The organism is Saccharopolyspora kobensis, from assembly GCF_900108315.1.
Classification (GTDB): Bacteria; Actinomycetota; Actinomycetes; order Mycobacteriales; family Pseudonocardiaceae; genus Saccharopolyspora; species Saccharopolyspora kobensis.
Genome location: NZ_FNVB01000002.1, coordinates 267,525 through 285,166 on the forward strand (window position 1 = coordinate 267,525; position 17,642 = coordinate 285,166).

Genomic DNA, 17,642 nt, shown 5'->3' on the forward strand with positions numbered 1-17,642 from the left:
GGAACGTGCGGTCGTGTGCGATTCACCGCGGCGCAGACCAGCCCCGCGGCACCTTCATCACAGGTACTGGCCCGTGTTCGTAGCGGTGTCTATCGCTCTGCCGGATTCCTGGTTCTTCCCGCTGACCAGGGTGCGGATGTAGACGATCCGCTCGCCCTTCTTGCCGGAGATGCGGGCCCAGTCGTCCGGGTTGGTGGTGTTGGGCAGGTCCTCGTTCTCGGCGAACTCGTCGATGATGGCGTCCTGGAGGTGCTGCACCCGCAGACCCGGCTGCTTGGTCTCCAGCACCGACTTGATCGCCGCCTTCTTCGCCCGGTCCACGATGTTCTGGATCATCGCGCCGGAGTTGAAGTCCTTGAAGTACAGGACTTCCTTGTCCCCGTTGGCGTAGGTGACCTCCAGGAACCGGTTCTCCTCGGTCTCGGCGTACATCCGCTCGACCGTGGTCTGGATCATCGCGTCCACGCACGCCGTCTTGTCGCCGCCGAACTCCTTGAGGTCCTCCTCGTGGATCGGCAGCGTGCTGGTCAGGTACTTGGAGAAGATGTCCTTGGCCGACTCGGCGTCCGGCCGCTCGATCTTGATCTTCACGTCGAGCCTGCCCGGTCGCAGGATCGCCGGGTCGATCATGTCCTCGCGGTTGGAGGCGCCGATGACGATGACGTTCTCCAGGCCCTCGACACCGTCGATCTCGCTGAGCAGCTGCGGGACGATGGTGGTCTCCACGTCGGAGGACACCCCGCTGCCGCGGGTCCGGAAGATCGAGTCCATCTCGTCGAAGAACACGATCACCGGCGTGCCCTCGGAGGCCTTCTCCCGCGCCCGCTGGAAGATCAGCCGGATGTGCCGCTCGGTCTCGCCGACGAACTTGTTCAGCAGCTCGGGGCCCTTGATGTTCAGGAAGTAGGACTTGGCCTGACCATCGTCGTCGCCGCGCGCGGCCGCCACCTGCTTGGCCAGCGAGTTGGCCACCGCCTTGGCGATGAGCGTCTTGCCGCAGCCCGGCGGGCCGTAGAGCAGGACACCCTTCGGCGGCCGGAGCTGGTACTCGATGTACAGGTCGGAGTGCAGGAACGGCAGCTCCACGGCGTCGCGGATCTGCTCGATCTGCCCGGACAGGCCACCGATGTCCTGGTAGCCGACGTCGGGCACCTCCTCCAGCACGAGGTCCTCGACCTCCGCCTTGGGCACCACGTCGAAGGCGTACCCGGCTTTGCTGTCGACCAGCACCGAATCGCCCGCCTTGAGCCCGGCGGTCACCAGCTGTTCGGTCACCCACACGACGCGTTCCTCGTCGGTGTGACCCAGCACCAGCGCGCGGGAGCTCTCCCCGGCGCCGCTGGACAGGAGCTCCCGGAAGGTGCACACCTCACCGGTTTGCTCGAACGCGCCAGCCTCCACCACGGTCAGGGCCTCGTTGAGGCGCACTGACTGGCCCAGTCTCAGTTCCTCCGTCTCGACGTTGGGCGACACCGCCACCCGCATCTTGCGACCAGACGTGAACACGTCGACCGTGCCGTCCTCGAAGCGGTTCAGGAACACCCCGTAGCCGCTGGGTGGCTGGGCGAGCCGGTCGACTTCCTCGCGCAGCGCCATCAACTGGCCCCGCGCTTCCTTCAGGGTCTCGGTGAGCTTGGCGTTCCGTTCGGTGAGCTGACTCACTCTCTCGGATGCCTCGGCCAGCCGCTTTTCCAGCAACCGGGCCTGTTGGGGCGACTCGTTGAGCCTGCGGCGCAGCAGAGCAACCTCGTCCTCCAAGAGACGGATCTGGCTGCGGAGCTCTGCATTGCCACCGCTGTACTGCTCGCCGCCCTCCTCTGGCCGGCTGCCGGGACGGTCGTGCTGCATGTCGGCACCCTCCTCCCGTGCTCGTACCACCACGGTACCGGCGATCACCGACGACGGCGGCGTCGTGAATGTCCGCCGGATCGCCCAGCGTGCCACAAAAATCCGCGAATACCCATGAAGTCGGCCAGGTTGTTCCCCGCGGGTCGGCCGGACCCGGGAGGCGGCCGGACACGGTGCGTCGACGATCATGGTCCGATCGATACGTTGCGCGGCGGGTCGCGCGGTGCCCGCCGTCGCTGGGCAGCGCGGGTTTTCCGTTGCGCCACGCGGATCGCGCCCGCGCACCGGCATCCGGGTTAACGTTCCGGCAACCGGGTGGCGTTGCCCCCGGGCCCGCTCGTCACCAATCGGAACTTCTCCCATCATTTGGAACAACTGCCCCCGGCGTCCACCAAGAGCGGACGAACCCGCCGTGACAATTCGGTGCGGAATGGTCCACTCCGTGCACGACCCGCCGCGCCCTCTGATCTACTTACGGCCGCCGCGCAGACGGTGACGAGCACGACGCACACCTCCGGGGAGGAGTCCATGACCTATCCGCCGCAGCAACCCGGACCGGGCGGGTGGGGCCAGCAGCAACCCACGGGCAACGGATTCCCGCCACCGGGAACACCGGAAACCCCGCAGCAGCAGCCCGCCTTCTACGGCAACCAGCACACCGGCTGGGGTCAGCAAGGGCCGGACCAGCCGCAGCAGGCGCCCATGCCCCCGCAGTGGGGCAGCGAGTTCGGCCCCGGCTCCTGGCTCCAGGAGCCCAACGGTTTCGCCGATGTGGAACCACCTCAGCAGAAGAAGTCGAAGCTGCCGCTGATCCTCGGCATCGTCGGGGCGCTGGTCGTCCTCGCGGGCGCCGCCGTCGGTGTGTACTTCTGGCTCAGCAGCGGGCCCGGCGACCCCAAGCCGGTGGCCCAGGAGCTGGTGACCAAGGTCAACAACCACGACTTCAAGAGCGTCCGCGGACTGCTGTGCGAGTCCAACAAGGCGGAGCTCAACCAGGCCCTCGACCAGCTCGAGCAGTGGAAGTTCAAGGTCGAGCTCGGCCAGGTCACGGAGCGCGACGACACGGCCACCGCGAAGCTGACCGGGACCTACGTGGCCGACGGCAAGAGCCACCCCGTGGACCAGACCATGGGGCTCAAGGTCGAGGACGGGACCTGGAAGGTCTGCCAGCTCGACCAGTGATCGCACCGCGACGGTGGATTCGCGGCCTGAGCGACGGCCCGCCCCGGTGGCACCGGGGCGGGCCGTCGCGCGTTTCAGCCCTTGCTGGGGCGGCGCTGGACGCGGGGCGGGGTCACGCCGTCCGCCAGCCGGCGGGTGACGAGCAGGAAGGCCGTGTGGGCCACCATGCGGTGCTCCGGGCGGACCGCCATGCCGACCACGTGCCAGGGGCGCAGGAGGGTCTCCCAGGCCTGCGGTTCGGTCCAGTTCTGCTGTTCGCGGATCGCCTCGGTGATGCGGGAGAGCTGGGTCGTGGTCGCCACGTACACCACCAGCACCCCGCCGGGGATCAGCTTGTCGTGGACCTTGTCCAGGACCTCCCACGGCGCCAGCATGTCCAGCACCACGCGGTCGACCGGGTCGCCGTCGTAGTCCTTGAGGTCACCCAGGGTCAGCGACCAGTTGTCCGGGATCTCGCCGAAGAAGCGCTTCACGTTGCGCTCGGCGTGCTCGGCGTGGTCCTCGCGGACCTCGTAGGAGGTCACGCTGCCCTCGGGCCCCACCGCGCGCAGCAGCGAGCAGCTCAGCGCGCCCGAACCCGCACCGGCCTCCAGCACCCGCGCGCCCGGGCGGATGTCGCCCCACATCAGGATCTGCGCGGCGTCCTTGGGGTAGATGACCTGCGCGCCGCGCGGCATGGACAGCACGTAGTCGGCCAGCAGCGGGCGCATGGCCAGGAACGACGTGCCGCCCGCCGAGGTCACCACCGAGCCCTCGGGCTCACCGATCAGATCGTCGTGCGCCAGCGCGCCGCGGTGCGTGTGGTACTCCCCTCCCGGCTCCAGCACGACCGTGTACTTCCGCCCCTTGGGGTCGGTCAACTGGACCCGGTCTCCGGGCTGGAACTCACCGCTGACGGTGCTGCTCAACTGCGGCCTACCTTCTCGACGCTGGTACAGCGCACCATCGTCGCAGAGGCCCCGACGAGCCCCGGGATCGGCGTCCGGCCTCCGGTTTCCGCTGGTCAACTGCCGTGAGTGTTTTGGAGTGCTATAGCCCCGCAAAACGCTCACGGGACGTGACCAGGCACGACGGAGCTGTTCGAGGGGGCTCAATCGCGCCGGGAGCGCAGGGCGGCGCGGAGATCCTCGCGGCGCAGGACGCCGCTGGGGCGGCCTTCCTCGTCGATCACCAGGAACTGCCAGGCCAGCACCGTGCGGACGCGCTCCAGGACCGCCTCCGGCGGCTCGCTGTCGAGCAGGATGGTGTCCGGGTCGACCGGTTCCGCCGCTCGTTCGGCGGGCTCGGTCGGGGCGTGGGTGGCCAGCCGCTCGGCCGCGGTCTGGTCCAGCAGGCCCACCGCGATGCCGTCGGCGCGCACCAGCACCACTCCCCGGCCCGCAGCGGCCAGCAGCGCATCGCCCACCGGGCTCTCCGCCGGGAGCTGCAGGACGGGGCGCACCAGCTCCTGCAGCGTCAGCCCGGCAGGCCAGCTCCGGCGCCGCTCGGCGGCGCGCTCGGCGTTGGCGCCCGCCACCACGAACCACGCCATCAGCACGCACACGCCCAGCCGCAGCCACTGGTCCTGGGCGTTCTCGAGCAGCCCGAGCAGCGCCCAGACGATCAGCGCCGCCGCCACCGCACCCGCGCCGATCACGCCGGCGGTGGTGCCGGTGCGGCGCCTGCCGGTGATCCGCCAGGTCAGCGCGCGCAGCATCCGGCCACCGTCGAGCGGCAGGCCGGGCAGCAGGTTGAACACCGCGACCGCGAGGTTCGCCACGCAGGTCTGCACCACCAGCAGCCAGATCGCCCCGCCCGGCACCATGACGAACCAGCCGATGCCCGTCACCACCGCGAGCACCAGCGACACCGCCGGGCCGGCGGCCGCGATCAGCCCCTCCTGGGTCGGCTTGGGCGGTGTGCGGGAGATCTCGGTCAGGCCGCCGAGCAGGAACAACCGGACCCGGCGCACCGGCAGGCCGAGCCGCAGCGCGACGATGCAGTGCCCCAGCTCGTGCAGCAGCACCGAGATCGCGAGGAACACCGTGAACACCGCGGCGAGCACCGCGCTCTCCCAGACGCCGGCACCGGGCAGGATCCGGCCCACCAGCGGCGTGTAGAGCAGCACGATCAGCGCCGCGCCCAGCCACCACGACGGGGAGAGCAGCACCGGCACCCCGGCGACCCGGCACAGCAGCAACCCACCGTCGTTGAGCTTGGGCCGGGCAGGCGGGGATGCGGTCGGTGGCATGCGCGCAGGGTAGTACCCGCTCCGTGAAGACACTGTCGGCGTAGCCGCCTGATGAGCGGCGTCAGCCGCTTGGGCCACGCCGGCAAAGCGACCACCGGCGGGTTCTGAGTGGTTCCTGGCGAGGACGGCTTCCTCCGCCGTGCGGTTCAACACCAGGAGGGGCGCCCGCAGTCCGGGGGAGCGCTCACCACAGGCTCTGCGGCAGTGGTGAGCCGCCCGGGGCCTGATCGCGTGTCGGACGGCTCGATTAGGGTTCCTGGCCATGGCCGAACCGGTGGGAACAGCAGCAAGCGGCGCGCTCCACGACCGCGGGACGAGACGTCCGGCGCTGTCGCCGTCGCGCGCCGGCGACTTCAAGCAGTGCCCGCTGCTCTACCGGTTCCGCGCGGTGGACCGGCTGCCGGAGACGCCGACCAGGGCGCAGGTGCGCGGCACCGTGGTGCACTCGGTGCTGGAACGGCTGTTCGGCCTGCCGATCGAGCAGCGCGACCCGGAGCGGGCCCGCGCGCTGCTCGCTCCCGCTTGGGCGGAGCTGCAGGAGCAGCAGCCCGAGCTGGCCGAGCTGTTCGACGGGCCCGACGATCCCGAGCTGGCGCGCTGGCTGGAGTCGGCGACCGCGCTGCTGGAGTCCTACTTCGAGATGGAGGACCCGCGGCGGCTGGAGCCGGAGGCCTGCGAGCTGCGGGTGGAGACCGAGCTGGACTCCGGGGTGCTGCTGCGCGGGTTCATCGACCGCGTCGACGTCGCGCCGACCGGCGAGATCCGGCTGGTCGACTACAAGACCGGCGCCGCGCCGCGCGAGATCGGCGAGGCCAAGGCGATGTTCCAGATGAAGTTCTACGCCCTGGTGCTGTGGCGGACCCGCGGTGAGATCCCGCGCCAGCTGCTGCTGATGTACCTGGCCAGCAAGCAGCGCCTGGCCTACGCGCCGGACGAGACGGAGCTGCGCCGCTTCGAGCGGACGCTGGAAGCGATCTGGCAGGCGATCCTGCGCGCGGGCAAGACCGGCGACTTCCGCCCGAACCCGAGCAGGCTGTGCGACTACTGCGACCACAAGCCGCTGTGCCCGGCCTTCGGCGGCACGCCGCCGCCCTACCCGGGCTGGCCGGAGCCCGACCCCGGCGAGGAATCGGTCCTCGACCGCACCGACTGAACGTCGTTCCGGTTTTCCCGGCTCACCTCGTCCAGCGGTGCGGGTAGCGGGACCTCAGCGCCCGCCTGGCTCCGGGAGCCCGTCCTCGTGCACCAGGTCAGTCCTCGTACGGGTCGTAGTTGGCCGCGGTGCCGTACTCCCCGGCCTGGGTCTGGTCGATCACCGCGAAGCGGGCTCCCGTCGGGTCCCGCAGGACCGCGACCCGGCCGATGCTGGAGTCGTAGGGGTCCACGCGGACCCGGCCGCCCAGCGCGATCGCGGTGCGGACCAGCTCATCGGTGCCGACGCTCTCGTCCACGCCGAGGTAGAGCAGCCAGTGCGGGTGCGTGCTCGCCGTGATGTGCTCGCGGATCATGCTCACCCGCGCCAGCACCGACTCGTCGCCGAGGTACCAGACCGAGTAGTCCGAGCGGTTCTCGGTGCCGAACTTCTCCGCGTCGTAGCCGAAGAGGTCGTGGAAGAAGTTGTCCGCGGTCTGCGCCTTGATGGTGACCAGCTCGGCCCACATCAGGGTGCCCGGCAGCCCGACGTCGAACTGCCAGGACTCCTCCGGCTGCAGCAGCCCGAACTCGGCGTCGGCCGGCCCGACCAGCACCGCCTTGGTGCCCACGCCCGGGACGTGGTTGTGCGGCACCGTCAGCGTCGCGCCGAGTTCCTGCGCGTGCGCGGTGGTCGCCGCGCAGTCCGCGCTGGCCAGGTAGAGCCGCCACGTGGAGTGGTCACCGGAGGCGGCCCGCAGGCTCGCCACCGGGAACCCCTCCCGCAGCGCGATCACGTGCTCGCCGGAGACCGGATCGCTGTGCGTCCGGTACTCCCAGCCGAACAGGCCGGCGTAGAACTCGCGGGCCCGCTCCAGGTCCGTGGTGATGAGCTCTATCCAGCAGGGCATCCCCTCGTAGAGCTCCCACCGCGGCGGGGTCTTCCCCGGTACCACGACGGCCATTCGCTCACCCCCACCGTCGTCCGTTCAAGATCGTTCGCGAAGGTCATTATCCGCGCCCGGCGCGCGCACCGGTCCGCACCCGGCCCCGAAGCGGATTACGATCCGGTGGAGTTAAGGGATATTCCGGACAAAACGGCAAGGTGTCCGGGTGCGGACTTCCGCCTGCACCCGGACACCTCACCGTTGTCCTGTGAAACGCCGAAGGCGTTCCAGCCCCCTGCGCGCGACTCGCACCGCCACGCAGACGAGCCTGGAACACCGTTGTCAGAGGCGGCAGGCGCGGATGTCGGAGGACAGGATCGCCTTCGCGCCGACCGCCACCAGGCGGTCCATGATCGCCGGAGCTTCCTTGCGGGAGACCATGGCTCGGACCGCCACCCAGCTCTCGTCGGCCAGCGGCGCCATCGTCGGCGAGCCCAGGCCGGGCGTCATCGCGGTGGCCTCGTCGAGCAGCTCGCGCGGGCAGTTGTAGTCCAGCATCACGTACTGCTGGGCGAACACCACGCCCTGCAACCGCGCGATCAGCTGGTCCTTGACCGGGTCCACCGCCGAACCGCGGCGCTCGATCACCACCGCCTCGGACTTGCAGATCGGGTCGCCGAAGGCGGCCAGCCCGTGCTGGCGCAGCGTGCGGCCGGAGCCGACCACGTCGGCGATCGCGTCGGCGACGCCGAGCTGGATGGAGATCTCCACCGCACCGTCGAGCCGGATGACCTCGGCCGTCACGCCGTGCCGGGCCAGGTCGTCGGTGACGAGCTTCGGGTAGGAGGTGGCGATCCGCTTGTCCTGCAGGTCCGCCGGGGTCCACTCGTGCGGGCCGGCGGGCGCGGCGTAGCGGAAGGTGGATCCGCCGAAGCCCAGCGCCAGCCGCTCGTCGACCGCCGCGCCGGAGTCCAGCGCCAGGTCGCGGCCGGTGAGCCCCAGGTCCAGCTCGCCGGATCCGACGTAGATGGCGATGTCCTTGGGGCGCAGGAAGAAGAACTCGACGTCGTTGGTGGCGTCGAGCACCGTCAGGTCCCGCTGCTCATGGCGCTGCCGGTACCCGGCTTCCGCGAGCATCTCGGATGCGGGCCCGGCCAGCGTGCCCTTGTTGGGCACAGCCACACGCAGCATGGCAGCGATCTCCTTCTTGGTTTCGTTCGACAGGCGTCGGTTTGAACGCCGTGGTCAGAGGTATCGGTAGACGTCCTCGAGGGACAGTCCGCGCCCCAGCATGATCACCTGGAGGCGGTACAGCAGCTGCGAGATCTCCTCGGCCAGCTGCTCGTCGGACTCGTGCTCGGCGGCCAGCCACACCTCGCCGGCCTCTTCGAGCACCTTCTTGCCCTGCGCGTGCACCCCGGCGTCGAGCGCGGCCACCGTCGACGAGCCCTCCGGTCGGGTGCTGGCGCGTTCCTGCAGTTCGGCGAACAACTCGTCGAAGGTCTTCACAGTGCACGATCCTTGCATCTAAGGTCGGCGGGCCGAACGGCGGACCGCCGGTGTCCAGACTCTGGTACGGCTGCTCACCGCAGGCCCGCGGTGGCCTCCAGCGCTGCGCCGATGGTGTCCTTGATCATCGCGCGAGCAGCGCCCCGCGGGCTCGAACGACCACCCGAAACAGTGACCGATCCGGCGTCGCCGCAGTCGTAGCGCACCGCCTTCTCCGGACCGACCAGCGCGCCCAGCGGCCCGCCGACGGGTTCGGCGCGGACGGCCACGCGGACCAGGCCGGGCTCGTCGCGACGGGCGGAGGCGACCTGGCGGAGCCGGTGGCCGCGCTCGACCTCGCGCGGTCCGCCGATCGGTTCCGCCTCGACCCGCACCTCCGCCACGTCCCAGCCCCACAGCAGGCCGGTGATCAGGCGCATCTTGGTCGCGGCGTCCGCGCCGGAGAGGTCGGCGGTCGGATCGGCTTCGGCGATGCCGCGCCGCTGAGCCTCGGCGACGGCGGCCTCCAGCGGATAACCCGCGGCGAGCTGGTCGAGCACGAAGGTCGCGGTGCCGGTGAGGCAGCCGTGCACGGCCTCCACGTCGAATCCGCGCAGCACCGATCGCGCCAGGTCACCGGCGGGCATCGCGGCGCCGGTGGCACCGGAGATCCGCACCGAGCGCCCCGCGCGCCGGGCGACTTCGTCGAGCCGGCTCCAGTGCGTGAGCAGGTGCGACTTGGTGGCGGTGACGACGTGCGCGCCCTGACCGAGCGCCTGCAGCGCGTCCTGCCCGGGCTGGTCGCCGCCGTCGGAAGGAACGGCCTGCGCGAACACCCGCGGTCCGGTGCGGGCCAGCAGGTACGCGAGCGGTTCGAGCGGTGCCCACTGCTCGCGGGGCGGCACGACGCCGTCGACCTCCACCTGGGTGCTGCGGCCGCGAACGGCGACCACGCGCAGGTCGACGCCGTGCTGATCGCGCCACTGCGCGCGGTGGGAGGCGACGAGCCCGGCGTACTCCCGGCCGACCGGGCCGAAGCCGGCCAGCACGATCGGGACGTCGATCATCACGCGGCTCGGGTGAACAGCTCGCCGAGCGCCTCGAAGTCGACGTCGCCCAGGGAATCGCGCAGCACCCGGTGCGGGCCGGGTGCCAGCGGCACCTCGCACGGGATGGCGATCACCAGGCAGCCGGCGGCCTCCGCGCTGGCCACGCCGGTCGGCGAGTCCTCGATGGCGACGCAGGCGGCCGGGTCCACGCCCAGCAGCCGCGCGGCCTTCAGGTACGGCTCGGGGTCGGGCTTGTTGCGCCCGTCGACCTCGTCACCGCAGACGGTGAGGTCGAAGGAGTCGCGGCCCAGGGTCTCCAGCGCCATCTCGGTGAGCGAGCGGATCGTGGAGGTCACCAGCGCGACCGGCACGCCCAGCGCTCGCGCCCGGCGCAGCGCCTCCTGCGCGCCCGGCCGCCACGGCAGGCCGCCGGCGAACAGCTCCGCCATCCGCTCGGCCACCCAGCTCGCGGCCGCGGCGATTTCGGCCTCGGTGGCGGCGACCCCGACGTCGGTCAGCAGCATCCGCATGCTGCGCGTCATGTTCGAGCCGACCATGGCTTCCCTGGTGGCGTCGGTGAGCGCGCCCCCGCGATGCGCGGCGTAGTCGTCCAGCGCGATCGTCCACAGCTTCTCGGAGTCGACGAGCGTGCCGTCCATGTCGAACAGGACGGCGGCGGGCGAGTTCGGACCGGCGTCGCGGGTCACGCGGAGATCTCCTCCAGGCTGGTTCGATAAAGCTGGGTCGCCACCCAGTACAACACCGCGACCCCCACCCGCCCCACTGAAAGTGGGCAATCCCTCGTCTCCCGGCCGGGTCGGTTTCGCGAGGTCAGATGACGCCCTCGTGCTGGAGGAAGCGGAACACCGCGATGCCGGGCAGCACCGGCAGCCAGTAGGTCAGCAGGCGGGACAGCAGCACCGCGGTCACCGCCGCCGTCGCCGGGATCCCCATCGCGCTCAGTCCCGCGAGCAGCACGGCCTCCACCGCGCCCAGGCCGCCGGGCGAGGGCACGAGGTGGCCGAGGGTGTTGCCGATGATGAACACGACCGTCACCGCCACCCAGGAGAACTCCAGGTGCAGCGCGGCCAGGCAGGCGGCCAGGCCCAGTCCCGACACCACCAGGTAGCCCAGCCCGCCGCCGAACAGCTGCAGCGCCCGGACCGGGTGCCGCAATGTGTCCAGCAGCTCCCGGCCGACTTCGAGCGCGGGCGCCACGATCCGCCGCCGCCCGAGCGGCGAGGCCAGCACCGCGGCGGCGGCCACCAGCACCGCGACCGTGCCCGCCAGCACCGGCCAGCCCGCCGGGAACGACAGCCGGGTGAAGGTGCCGGACAGGCCGATCGCGAACACCCCGATCACGGCCACCGCGAACGCCACCGCGCCGGTGCCCGCCTGGTTCAGCAGCGTCACCCCGACCGCGAGCGGCCGGCGCAGGCCGAGCCGCTCCATGTACACCACGTTGATCCCGAAGAACCCGGCGCCGCCCGGCGTGGTGCGGCCGGTGAACGCGGCGGCCACCTGCACCGCGAGAGTGCGCCAGAACGGCAGCGGCACCCGGCTGGAGCCCTGCATCGAGATCGACGACAGCAGGATGGCGAGGAAGCCGGTCAGCACCGCCACCGCCAGCCAGCCCCAGTCGGCGTGGCGGGCCGCCAGGAGCACCTCGTCCATGCTCGACAACTCCGGCAGCAGCAGGTAGACGGCGGCGCCGATGAGCAGCAGCCCGATCACGGTGACCGGGCGGACCGGCGAGCGGAAGCCCGGGATCGGCAGCCTGAGCCCGTCGGCCAGCGCCTCGCGCACCTCGGACATCAGGAAGCGCCCGTGCGGCGCCTGCGCGCGGATGCGCCTAGGCAGCGCCATCGGCAGCAGGTTGCGCAGCGCTCCTTCCAGCTGCTCGGTGGGCAGCGCGCTGATCGCCGAGCGCACCGCGCGCTCCGCGCCCACCACCGACGCGATCGACACCAGCGCCTCGGCGAGGTCCCGCGCGCAGCGCGCCGCACCGGCTCCGGCGTGGCTGAAGGTGAAGCTGAGCAGCCACGGCCGCTTCTGCTCGTCGACCAGGACGTTCTTCGCCCGCAGGTCGTGGTGGGCGATGCGCGCGCGGGCCAGCGCGCCGAGCTGCGCCCAGATCTCCGCCAGCAGCTCGTCGTCGACCTCGGCCGCGCTCAGCTCCGAGAGGCGCCGCCCCGGCACCTGCCGCACCACCAGCAGCGCGGGTGCGTGCTCGACGTCGCAGGCCAGCACCACCGGCGGAGTGCGCACCCCGGCGCGCTCGGCCAGCAGCGTGACGTACGCCTCGTGCTCGACCTCGTGGTGCGGTGTCGAGAGCCGCGGTTCGTCCTGGACGTCCAGCAGCGCGAGCAGCCGCTTGATCTTGTACCAGGCCCCGGCGCGACGGCTCATCCGCCGCACCACCTTGACCCGCAGCGTCGCCCCGTCCTCGGTGCGCACGGCGAACTCGCGCGGTTCCAGGAACCGGTGCCGCAGCGCGACGATCGAGCGCGGCGCGAGCCCGGCCTGCTCCAGCTCGTCCCGGACGATCAGGTCGGAGACCCGCCGTCCCGGAGCGCCCCACACCACGTGGAACAGCGTCCCGACGCCCCAGCCCAGCAGCGCCCCGCCCACCGCCGCCAGCGGCAGGTGCCCGCCCAGGTGCACCACGGCGACGCCGACGAGCGCCGTCAGCACCCACCCGGCGGAACGGGCGTACCCGCCGAGGTAGGGCGCGACGACCACGCCCAGCACCGCCACGACGGCCACCTCCTCGGCCGGGAACGGGAACAGCCCGGCCGAGGACACCTGGTGCAACCCGAGCACCTCGTGCATGAACAGCGCCAACGCCCAGGTCGCCGCGCCCGCGGCCGCGGACAGCAGCGCCACCCGGATCCAGCCGGCGTAGGCCGCCACCGCGGTCACCCCGGCGATGCCCGCCCACGTGCCCAGCCAGCTCAGCACCACCCACAGCGGATCGGACACCGCCGGGATCCGTCCCAGCTGGTCGTGGATCGCCAGCTCCACCGGGTTCACCGGCACCAGCACGAGCAGCACGCTCAGCGCCAGCAGGCCGCCGACCAGGCCGAGCTGCGCGAGATCGCGCGGCCGCCTGCCGATGGACAGCCGCAACCGCGAGCGCGGGGAGATCCCGTTCTCCCCGTTCGGTGACGGCCTGTCGTGGTCCACTGGGCATCCGCTCCGCAAACCGGTGTTCGCCCGGCGAGAACACCCCGCTCGCGCGCGGCGGACGACCGGGACACCCGTGGTCCTGGCGGGCGCTGAGGTCAAGGGTCTGGCCCGCAGGTCCGGGCGTCAAACCGGCTGCCGATCACGATCCAGGAGCGTTGCCGCCGGCCCCGGTATGTCCGGCGCTGGCGTCGGCGCGGCGTCGTAGGCTGGGTCGGTGACCGATCGCGACGCACACACCACCGAACATCCGCGCGCCGAACTCCCCGAGTTGACCGACCCGATCGTCATCGCCGGTTTCGAGGGGTGGAACGCTGGGTCTACACGACCGCCGCGATCGAACCGCAGCTTCGGAGGGGGGCTCGCGTGAGCGAGAAGCAGGACTTTCCGCAGCTGGAGAACCCTATTGTGATCTGCGGTTTCGAGGGGTGGAACGATGCGGGCGATGCCGCCAGTTCCGCGATCGAGCACCTGCAGCTCATCTGGGACGCCGAACCGCTGAGCGAGATCGACCCGGACCCGTACTACGACTTCCAGGTCACCCGTCCCACGGTCAAGCTGGTCGACGGCATCACCCGCCAGGTCACCTGGCCGACGACGCGGTTGTCGGTCTGCCGCCCGCCGGGCTGCGCGCACGACGTGGTGCTGGTGCACGGCATCGAGCCGAACATGCGGTGGCGGGCCTTCTGCACCGAGCTCGTCGAGCAGATCGAGCGGATCGGCGCGCACACCGTGGTGACGCTGGGCGCGCTGCTCGCCGACGCCCCGCACACCCGGCCGGTGCCGGTCAGCGGCGCGGCCTACGACGCCGACTCGGCGGCCCGCTACGGCCTGGAGCGCTCCCGCTACGAGGGCCCGACGGGCATCGTCGGAATCTTCCAGGACGCCTGCGTGCAGGCCGGCATCCCGGCGATCTCGTTCTGGGCGGCGGTGCCGCACTACGTCTCGCAGCCGCCGTCGCCGAAGGCGACGCTGGCGCTGCTGCACCGGGTCGAGGAAGCCCTCGACGTGGAGGTGCCGCTGGGCAACCTGCCCGAGCAGGCCGAGGAGTGGGAGCAGACGGTCAGCGAGATGGCCGAGGAGGACGAGGACGTCCGCAACTACGTCCGAGCCCTGGAGGAGCGCGGCGACGCCGAGGTCAAGCTGACCGAGACCAGCGGTGACGCGATCGCGGCGGAGTTCGAGCGCTACCTCCGCCGCCGCGGTCCGGGTGGCAAGGGCCCGCTCGGCCCCGGCCCGGGCTGACCCCGCCGCACCCGCAGTCCCCCGCACCAGCCGCCCGACACGCCCGGGTGCGGGGTGACTGGCGCAATTTCAATGGAAATCGAACGTCTGATTTCCATTGAAATTGCATCCGGACCGGTGCCCGCCGTGGTGGGGCGGGTGGCTTCGGGTTGGCGACAAATGGACTGGACCTTGACTCGGCGAAGTGGTCTAGTCCATTTTTGTGTGCTCCGGCTCACCCCATCCGGATCGGAGCAGCCATGTCACGGATCCGCACCGCGCTCGCCGCGCTGGCGGGGCTCGCCCTCGCCGCCGCGCCTGCCTCCGCCGCCCCCGAACCCGCCGCCATCCCCGACCACGCCCTGGTCGGCTACCTGCACGCCAGCTTCGCCAACGGCTCCGGCTACGTGCGCATGGCCGACGTGCCCGCCGAGTGGGACGTCATCGACCTCGCCTTCGCCGAACCGACCTCGCCCACCTCCGGCCAGCTGGAGTTCACCCGCTGCCAGGCCGCCGAGTGCCCGAACGTGGAGAGCGACGAGGAGTTCCTCGCCGGGATCCAAGCCAAGCAGGCCGAGGGCAAGAAGGTGCTGCTGTCGGTCGGCGGCGCCAACGGCCAGGTGCGGCTGGAGACCGCCGCCGCGCGCGATGCGTTCGTCTCGTCGGCGGCGGCGATCATCGACCGCTGGGGCCTGGACGGCATCGACATCGACTTCGAGGGCCACTCGCTGGAGCTCGCGCCCGGCGACACCGACCTGAAGAACCCGACCACCCCGGTGGTGGTCAACCTGATCAGCGCGCTGCGCACCCTCAACGACCGCTACGGCCCCGACTTCGTGCTGACCATGGCGCCGGAGACCTTCTTCGTGCAGGTCGGCTACCAGCACTACGGCGGCGGCACCGGTGCCGACCCGCGCGCGGGCGCGTACCTGCCGGTGATCGACGCGCTGCGCGCCGACCTGGACCTGCTGCACGTGCAGAACTACAACTCCGGCCCGGTCATGGGCCTGGACGGCCAGTACCACACGATGGGCAACGCGGACTTCCACGTGGCGATGATCGACATGCTGCTGACCGGTTTCCCGCTGGCGGGCAACCCGGACAACACCTTCGCCCCGCTGGCGCCCGAGCAGGTCGCGATCGGCCTGCCCGCGGCCAACCCGGCGGGCAACGGCTTCACCCCGGTCCCGGAGGTCCACAAGGCGCTCGACTGCCTGCGCGCGGGCACCGGCTGCGGCCCCTACGAGCCGCACGGCACCTACCCGAAGCTGCGCGGCCTGATGGCCTGGTCGATCAACTGGGACGTCTACCACGACAACGAGTTCGCCAAGGCCCACGACGCCCACGCGGTCCGATGAGGCGCGAGGGCGCCTTTTGCCCACGTGCTGGGCAAAAGGCGCCCCTCGCCTTGGAAACCCGTTCCCCGCAACCGCTTCCGAGCGGCAGGCGAAGGCGTTCTTCACGGAGCGGGGATCACCCGGCGCGGCGGCGGGTGAGGAGGACCGCACCGGCTCCGATCACCAGGCCCGTCGCGGCCGCGACGGCGATCGGGAGCCAGGGGGCGGAGTGGTCGGTTCGGGCTGCGGCGCGGTAGTCGGGGACCGCGTCCGGGTCGCCGAGCTGCCCCTTGCGGTCCACTGTGGAGCCTTCCGCCCAGCCGTTGCCGAGGTCGCAGTGCACTCGGTCGCGGGCCGAGATCGAGCCCTCCGGCAGGGACATGTCCAGGCTCTCGGCCTTCGCCGTCACCCCGGGCGGCGGCTCCACCGCCGGGCGGCGGATGCCGAACTGCTCCTTGGTGCGGGCTTCGACGTCCTCCACCAGATATTCGGTGAGGTCGACGCCTTCCATGGCCCAGCCGTTGCTCCAGTCGGTCAGCAGTGCCCGCGCCCGCTGCGCGTCACCGGCCGCGTAGGCCTCTGCCGCCTGCCTCTCGGTATCGCCGATCTCGGCCATGATCCGGGCTTCGAAGCCCTCCAGCGCCTGCGTGACGTCGGTGAGGAACACCTCGGGCCGGTCGCAGGTGTAGTACATGAGCCGTTTCGACAGGTACGTCGCCGAGCGCGTCGCCTCCTGGGCCGCGTACTCCGGGCTCAGGTAGTTCGCCGCCGCGCCGGAGGTCAGGTAGCGGTGCTGGCTGTACTCCGGCGGGACGGTCTCGGCGCCGATGTGGAAGGGGATGTAGGGCGCGGTGACGGCGGCCGTGTTCGCCACCCACAGGGTGGCAAGGTCGGGGTGCGGCAGGTCGGGCTTCAGCTCGGCGACCTGCCCGTAGCCGGAGCGGTCGTCGGACCAGCGCGGGTCGCGGACCATGCGCTGCATGTCCACCAGCGACACCCGGCCCAGCTGCCGCAGCTCCTCCTCCAGCGTCGGCGGGTGCCGCCACGGCGCCTCGTCGTCCGGCGACGACTTGCCGGGGTGGCCGGGGAACGGCGTGCCGTAGACCTGCTGGAGGTTGAAGGGCTTGCCGCTCGCCGGGTCCCACCAGCCCTGCTCGACGGCGAAGTCGATCAGGTTCGGCGAGCCCGCGTAGTCCGGGTTGTCCTGGTAGTCCAGCGGGAAGTCGCCGATGTAGCCGGGGTAGGACACCCGCACGTCGTCCGGTCCGAGCCGCTCGGCGGCCCACAGCCCCTTGCCGCCGGCGAACTCGATGAACACCCAGCCCTCGTCGGCGTCGGCGAACAGGTGCGAGTTGCCGCCGTAGGTGGTGTACCCGTGCTCGTCGATCAGCTCGCCGAGGATCTCGACCGCCTCGCGCGCGCTGTGCGCCCGCTCCATCGCGATGCGCGAGAGGTCGCTGTAGTGGGGCCCGGTCTGGCCGGGCGGCGTCATCTCGACGAGCTCGGGGCGCGAGTCCGACCAGACGTCGCGCGCCGCCACCTGGAACTCGTTGAGGCCGCCGTTGGTCAGCGGCGCGGGGAAACCGGCGAACTCCGAGTAGTTGGAGGTGATGTACTTCGCGGTCTCCGGCACCTGCGGGATCTGCGTGAGCCGACCGGGCAGGTCCGCTTCCTCGGTGGCGCCGACGGTGATGGTCGAGCCCGGTTCGTGCTGCTGGCGCGGCACGATCTCCAGCCAGTGGCTGGACGGCTCGTGGCCGAACCCGCCGAGCAGCGTCGCGCCGCTCTCGGTGCGGTTCTTGCCGACGTAGAAGGCGATGCTCTTGTCCGGCATCGGGCGGGTCTGCTGGACCGGCGGTGCGACGGGCGTCGCCACCGCAACGGGCGCGGCGAGCACCACGACCGCCGCCGCGAGGCCGAGCGCAGCGCATCGATGTCGGAATCGGGACACGTGAGCCTCCTACGTCCGGGTGATCAACGCATCCCTTCCTAACCCAATCGGGTGAAATAGTACAGGCCACCCGGCTCAACCACCGGCCGCCGAGCGCCGGATGACCGGCCGCTGAGCTGGATTTTCGCG

The 17,642-nt window shown here is 71.4% G+C and carries 15 protein-coding genes; 5 read left to right on the forward strand and 10 right to left on the reverse strand.

Annotated elements, in window-relative coordinates; all coding sequences use genetic code 11:
• Positions 1-57: 57 nt before the first annotated feature.
• On the reverse strand, positions 58-1,848 hold the full coding sequence (arc, locus tag C4T78_RS01185) for a proteasome ATPase (protein WP_093346070.1): 1,791 nt from the start codon (positions 1,846-1,848) through the stop codon (positions 58-60).
• A 528-nt stretch (positions 1,849-2,376) separates the two neighbouring features.
• On the opposite strand from arc, the gene C4T78_RS01190 reads away from it, so the two are divergent.
• Entirely contained in the window at positions 2,377-3,030 is a 654-nt protein-coding gene (locus C4T78_RS01190; RefSeq protein ID WP_093346068.1) for an Rv0361 family membrane protein, read from the forward strand.
• 74 nt (positions 3,031-3,104) lie between these two features.
• Here C4T78_RS01190 and C4T78_RS01195 read toward each other — a convergent pair whose 3' ends face one another.
• Together C4T78_RS01195 and C4T78_RS01200 are read right to left on the reverse strand one after the other, a co-directional pair.
• The gene (locus C4T78_RS01195; RefSeq protein ID WP_093155574.1) at positions 3,105-3,938 is read right to left on the reverse strand and encodes a tRNA (adenine-N1)-methyltransferase; all 834 of its coding nucleotides are present in this window, start codon (positions 3,936-3,938) and stop codon (positions 3,105-3,107) included.
• Between the two features lie 182 nt (positions 3,939-4,120).
• Entirely contained in the window at positions 4,121-5,260 is a 1,140-nt protein-coding gene (locus tag C4T78_RS01200) for a site-2 protease family protein (protein WP_093346065.1), read from the reverse strand.
• Positions 5,261-5,522: 262 nt separating this feature from the next.
• Between C4T78_RS01200 and C4T78_RS01205 the strand changes: the two genes are divergently transcribed.
• On the forward strand, positions 5,523-6,413 hold the full coding sequence (locus tag C4T78_RS01205) for a RecB family exonuclease (RefSeq protein ID WP_093346062.1): 891 nt from the start codon (positions 5,523-5,525) through the stop codon (positions 6,411-6,413).
• A 97-nt stretch (positions 6,414-6,510) separates the two neighbouring features.
• On the opposite strand, the gene C4T78_RS01210 is transcribed toward C4T78_RS01205, so the two are convergent.
• The 6 genes from C4T78_RS01210 to C4T78_RS01235 form a co-directional block, all read right to left on the reverse strand.
• Positions 6,511-7,356 carry a VOC family protein gene (locus tag C4T78_RS01210; RefSeq protein WP_093346060.1) on the reverse strand — a complete coding sequence of 282 codons (846 nt, stop codon included), beginning with the start codon at positions 7,354-7,356 and terminating at the stop codon, positions 6,511-6,513.
• 264 nt (positions 7,357-7,620) lie between these two features.
• Positions 7,621-8,469 (reverse strand): ATP phosphoribosyltransferase, encoded by an 849-nt coding sequence (gene hisG / locus C4T78_RS01215; RefSeq protein WP_093346058.1) that lies wholly within the window; start codon positions 8,467-8,469, stop codon positions 7,621-7,623.
• A gap of 54 nt (positions 8,470-8,523) precedes the next feature.
• Positions 8,524-8,787, reverse strand: coding sequence for a phosphoribosyl-ATP diphosphatase (locus C4T78_RS01220; RefSeq protein WP_093346056.1), 264 nt, complete (start codon positions 8,785-8,787; stop codon positions 8,524-8,526).
• A 74-nt stretch (positions 8,788-8,861) separates the two neighbouring features.
• Positions 8,862-9,833, reverse strand: coding sequence for a homoserine dehydrogenase (locus tag C4T78_RS01225; protein ID WP_093346054.1), 972 nt, complete (start codon positions 9,831-9,833; stop codon positions 8,862-8,864).
• Entirely contained in the window at positions 9,833-10,522 is a 690-nt protein-coding gene (locus C4T78_RS01230; RefSeq protein ID WP_258958304.1) for an HAD family hydrolase, read from the reverse strand. Before C4T78_RS01230 ends, C4T78_RS01225 begins: the two co-directional genes overlap by 1 nt.
• A gap of 124 nt (positions 10,523-10,646) precedes the next feature.
• On the reverse strand, positions 10,647-13,001 hold the full coding sequence (locus tag C4T78_RS01235; protein ID WP_093346051.1) for a lysylphosphatidylglycerol synthase domain-containing protein: 2,355 nt from the start codon (positions 12,999-13,001) through the stop codon (positions 10,647-10,649).
• A 217-nt stretch (positions 13,002-13,218) separates the two neighbouring features.
• Here C4T78_RS01235 and C4T78_RS36265 point away from each other — a divergent pair, with 217 nt between their 5' ends.
• The 3 genes from C4T78_RS36265 (at position 13,219) to C4T78_RS01250 (ending at position 15,583) form a co-directional block, all read left to right on the forward strand.
• The gene (locus C4T78_RS36265; RefSeq protein WP_177247377.1) at positions 13,219-13,371 is read left to right on the forward strand and encodes a hypothetical protein; all 153 of its coding nucleotides are present in this window, start codon (positions 13,219-13,221) and stop codon (positions 13,369-13,371) included.
• The gene (locus C4T78_RS01245) at positions 13,368-14,246 is read left to right on the forward strand and encodes a PAC2 family protein (RefSeq protein ID WP_093346049.1); all 879 of its coding nucleotides are present in this window, start codon (positions 13,368-13,370) and stop codon (positions 14,244-14,246) included. Before C4T78_RS36265 ends, C4T78_RS01245 begins: the two co-directional genes overlap by 4 nt.
• Positions 14,247-14,485: 239 nt before the next feature.
• Positions 14,486-15,583: a chitinase gene (locus tag C4T78_RS01250; protein ID WP_093346046.1), complete on the forward strand. Its 1,098-nt coding sequence runs from the start codon at positions 14,486-14,488 to the stop codon at positions 15,581-15,583.
• Positions 15,584-15,698: 115 nt separating this feature from the next.
• On the opposite strand, the gene C4T78_RS01255 is transcribed toward C4T78_RS01250, so the two are convergent.
• Complete coding sequence (locus C4T78_RS01255) at positions 15,699-17,513, reverse strand: C69 family dipeptidase (RefSeq protein ID WP_218161433.1); 1,815 nt, start codon at positions 17,511-17,513, stop codon at positions 15,699-15,701.
• Positions 17,514-17,642: the final 129 nt, after the last annotated feature.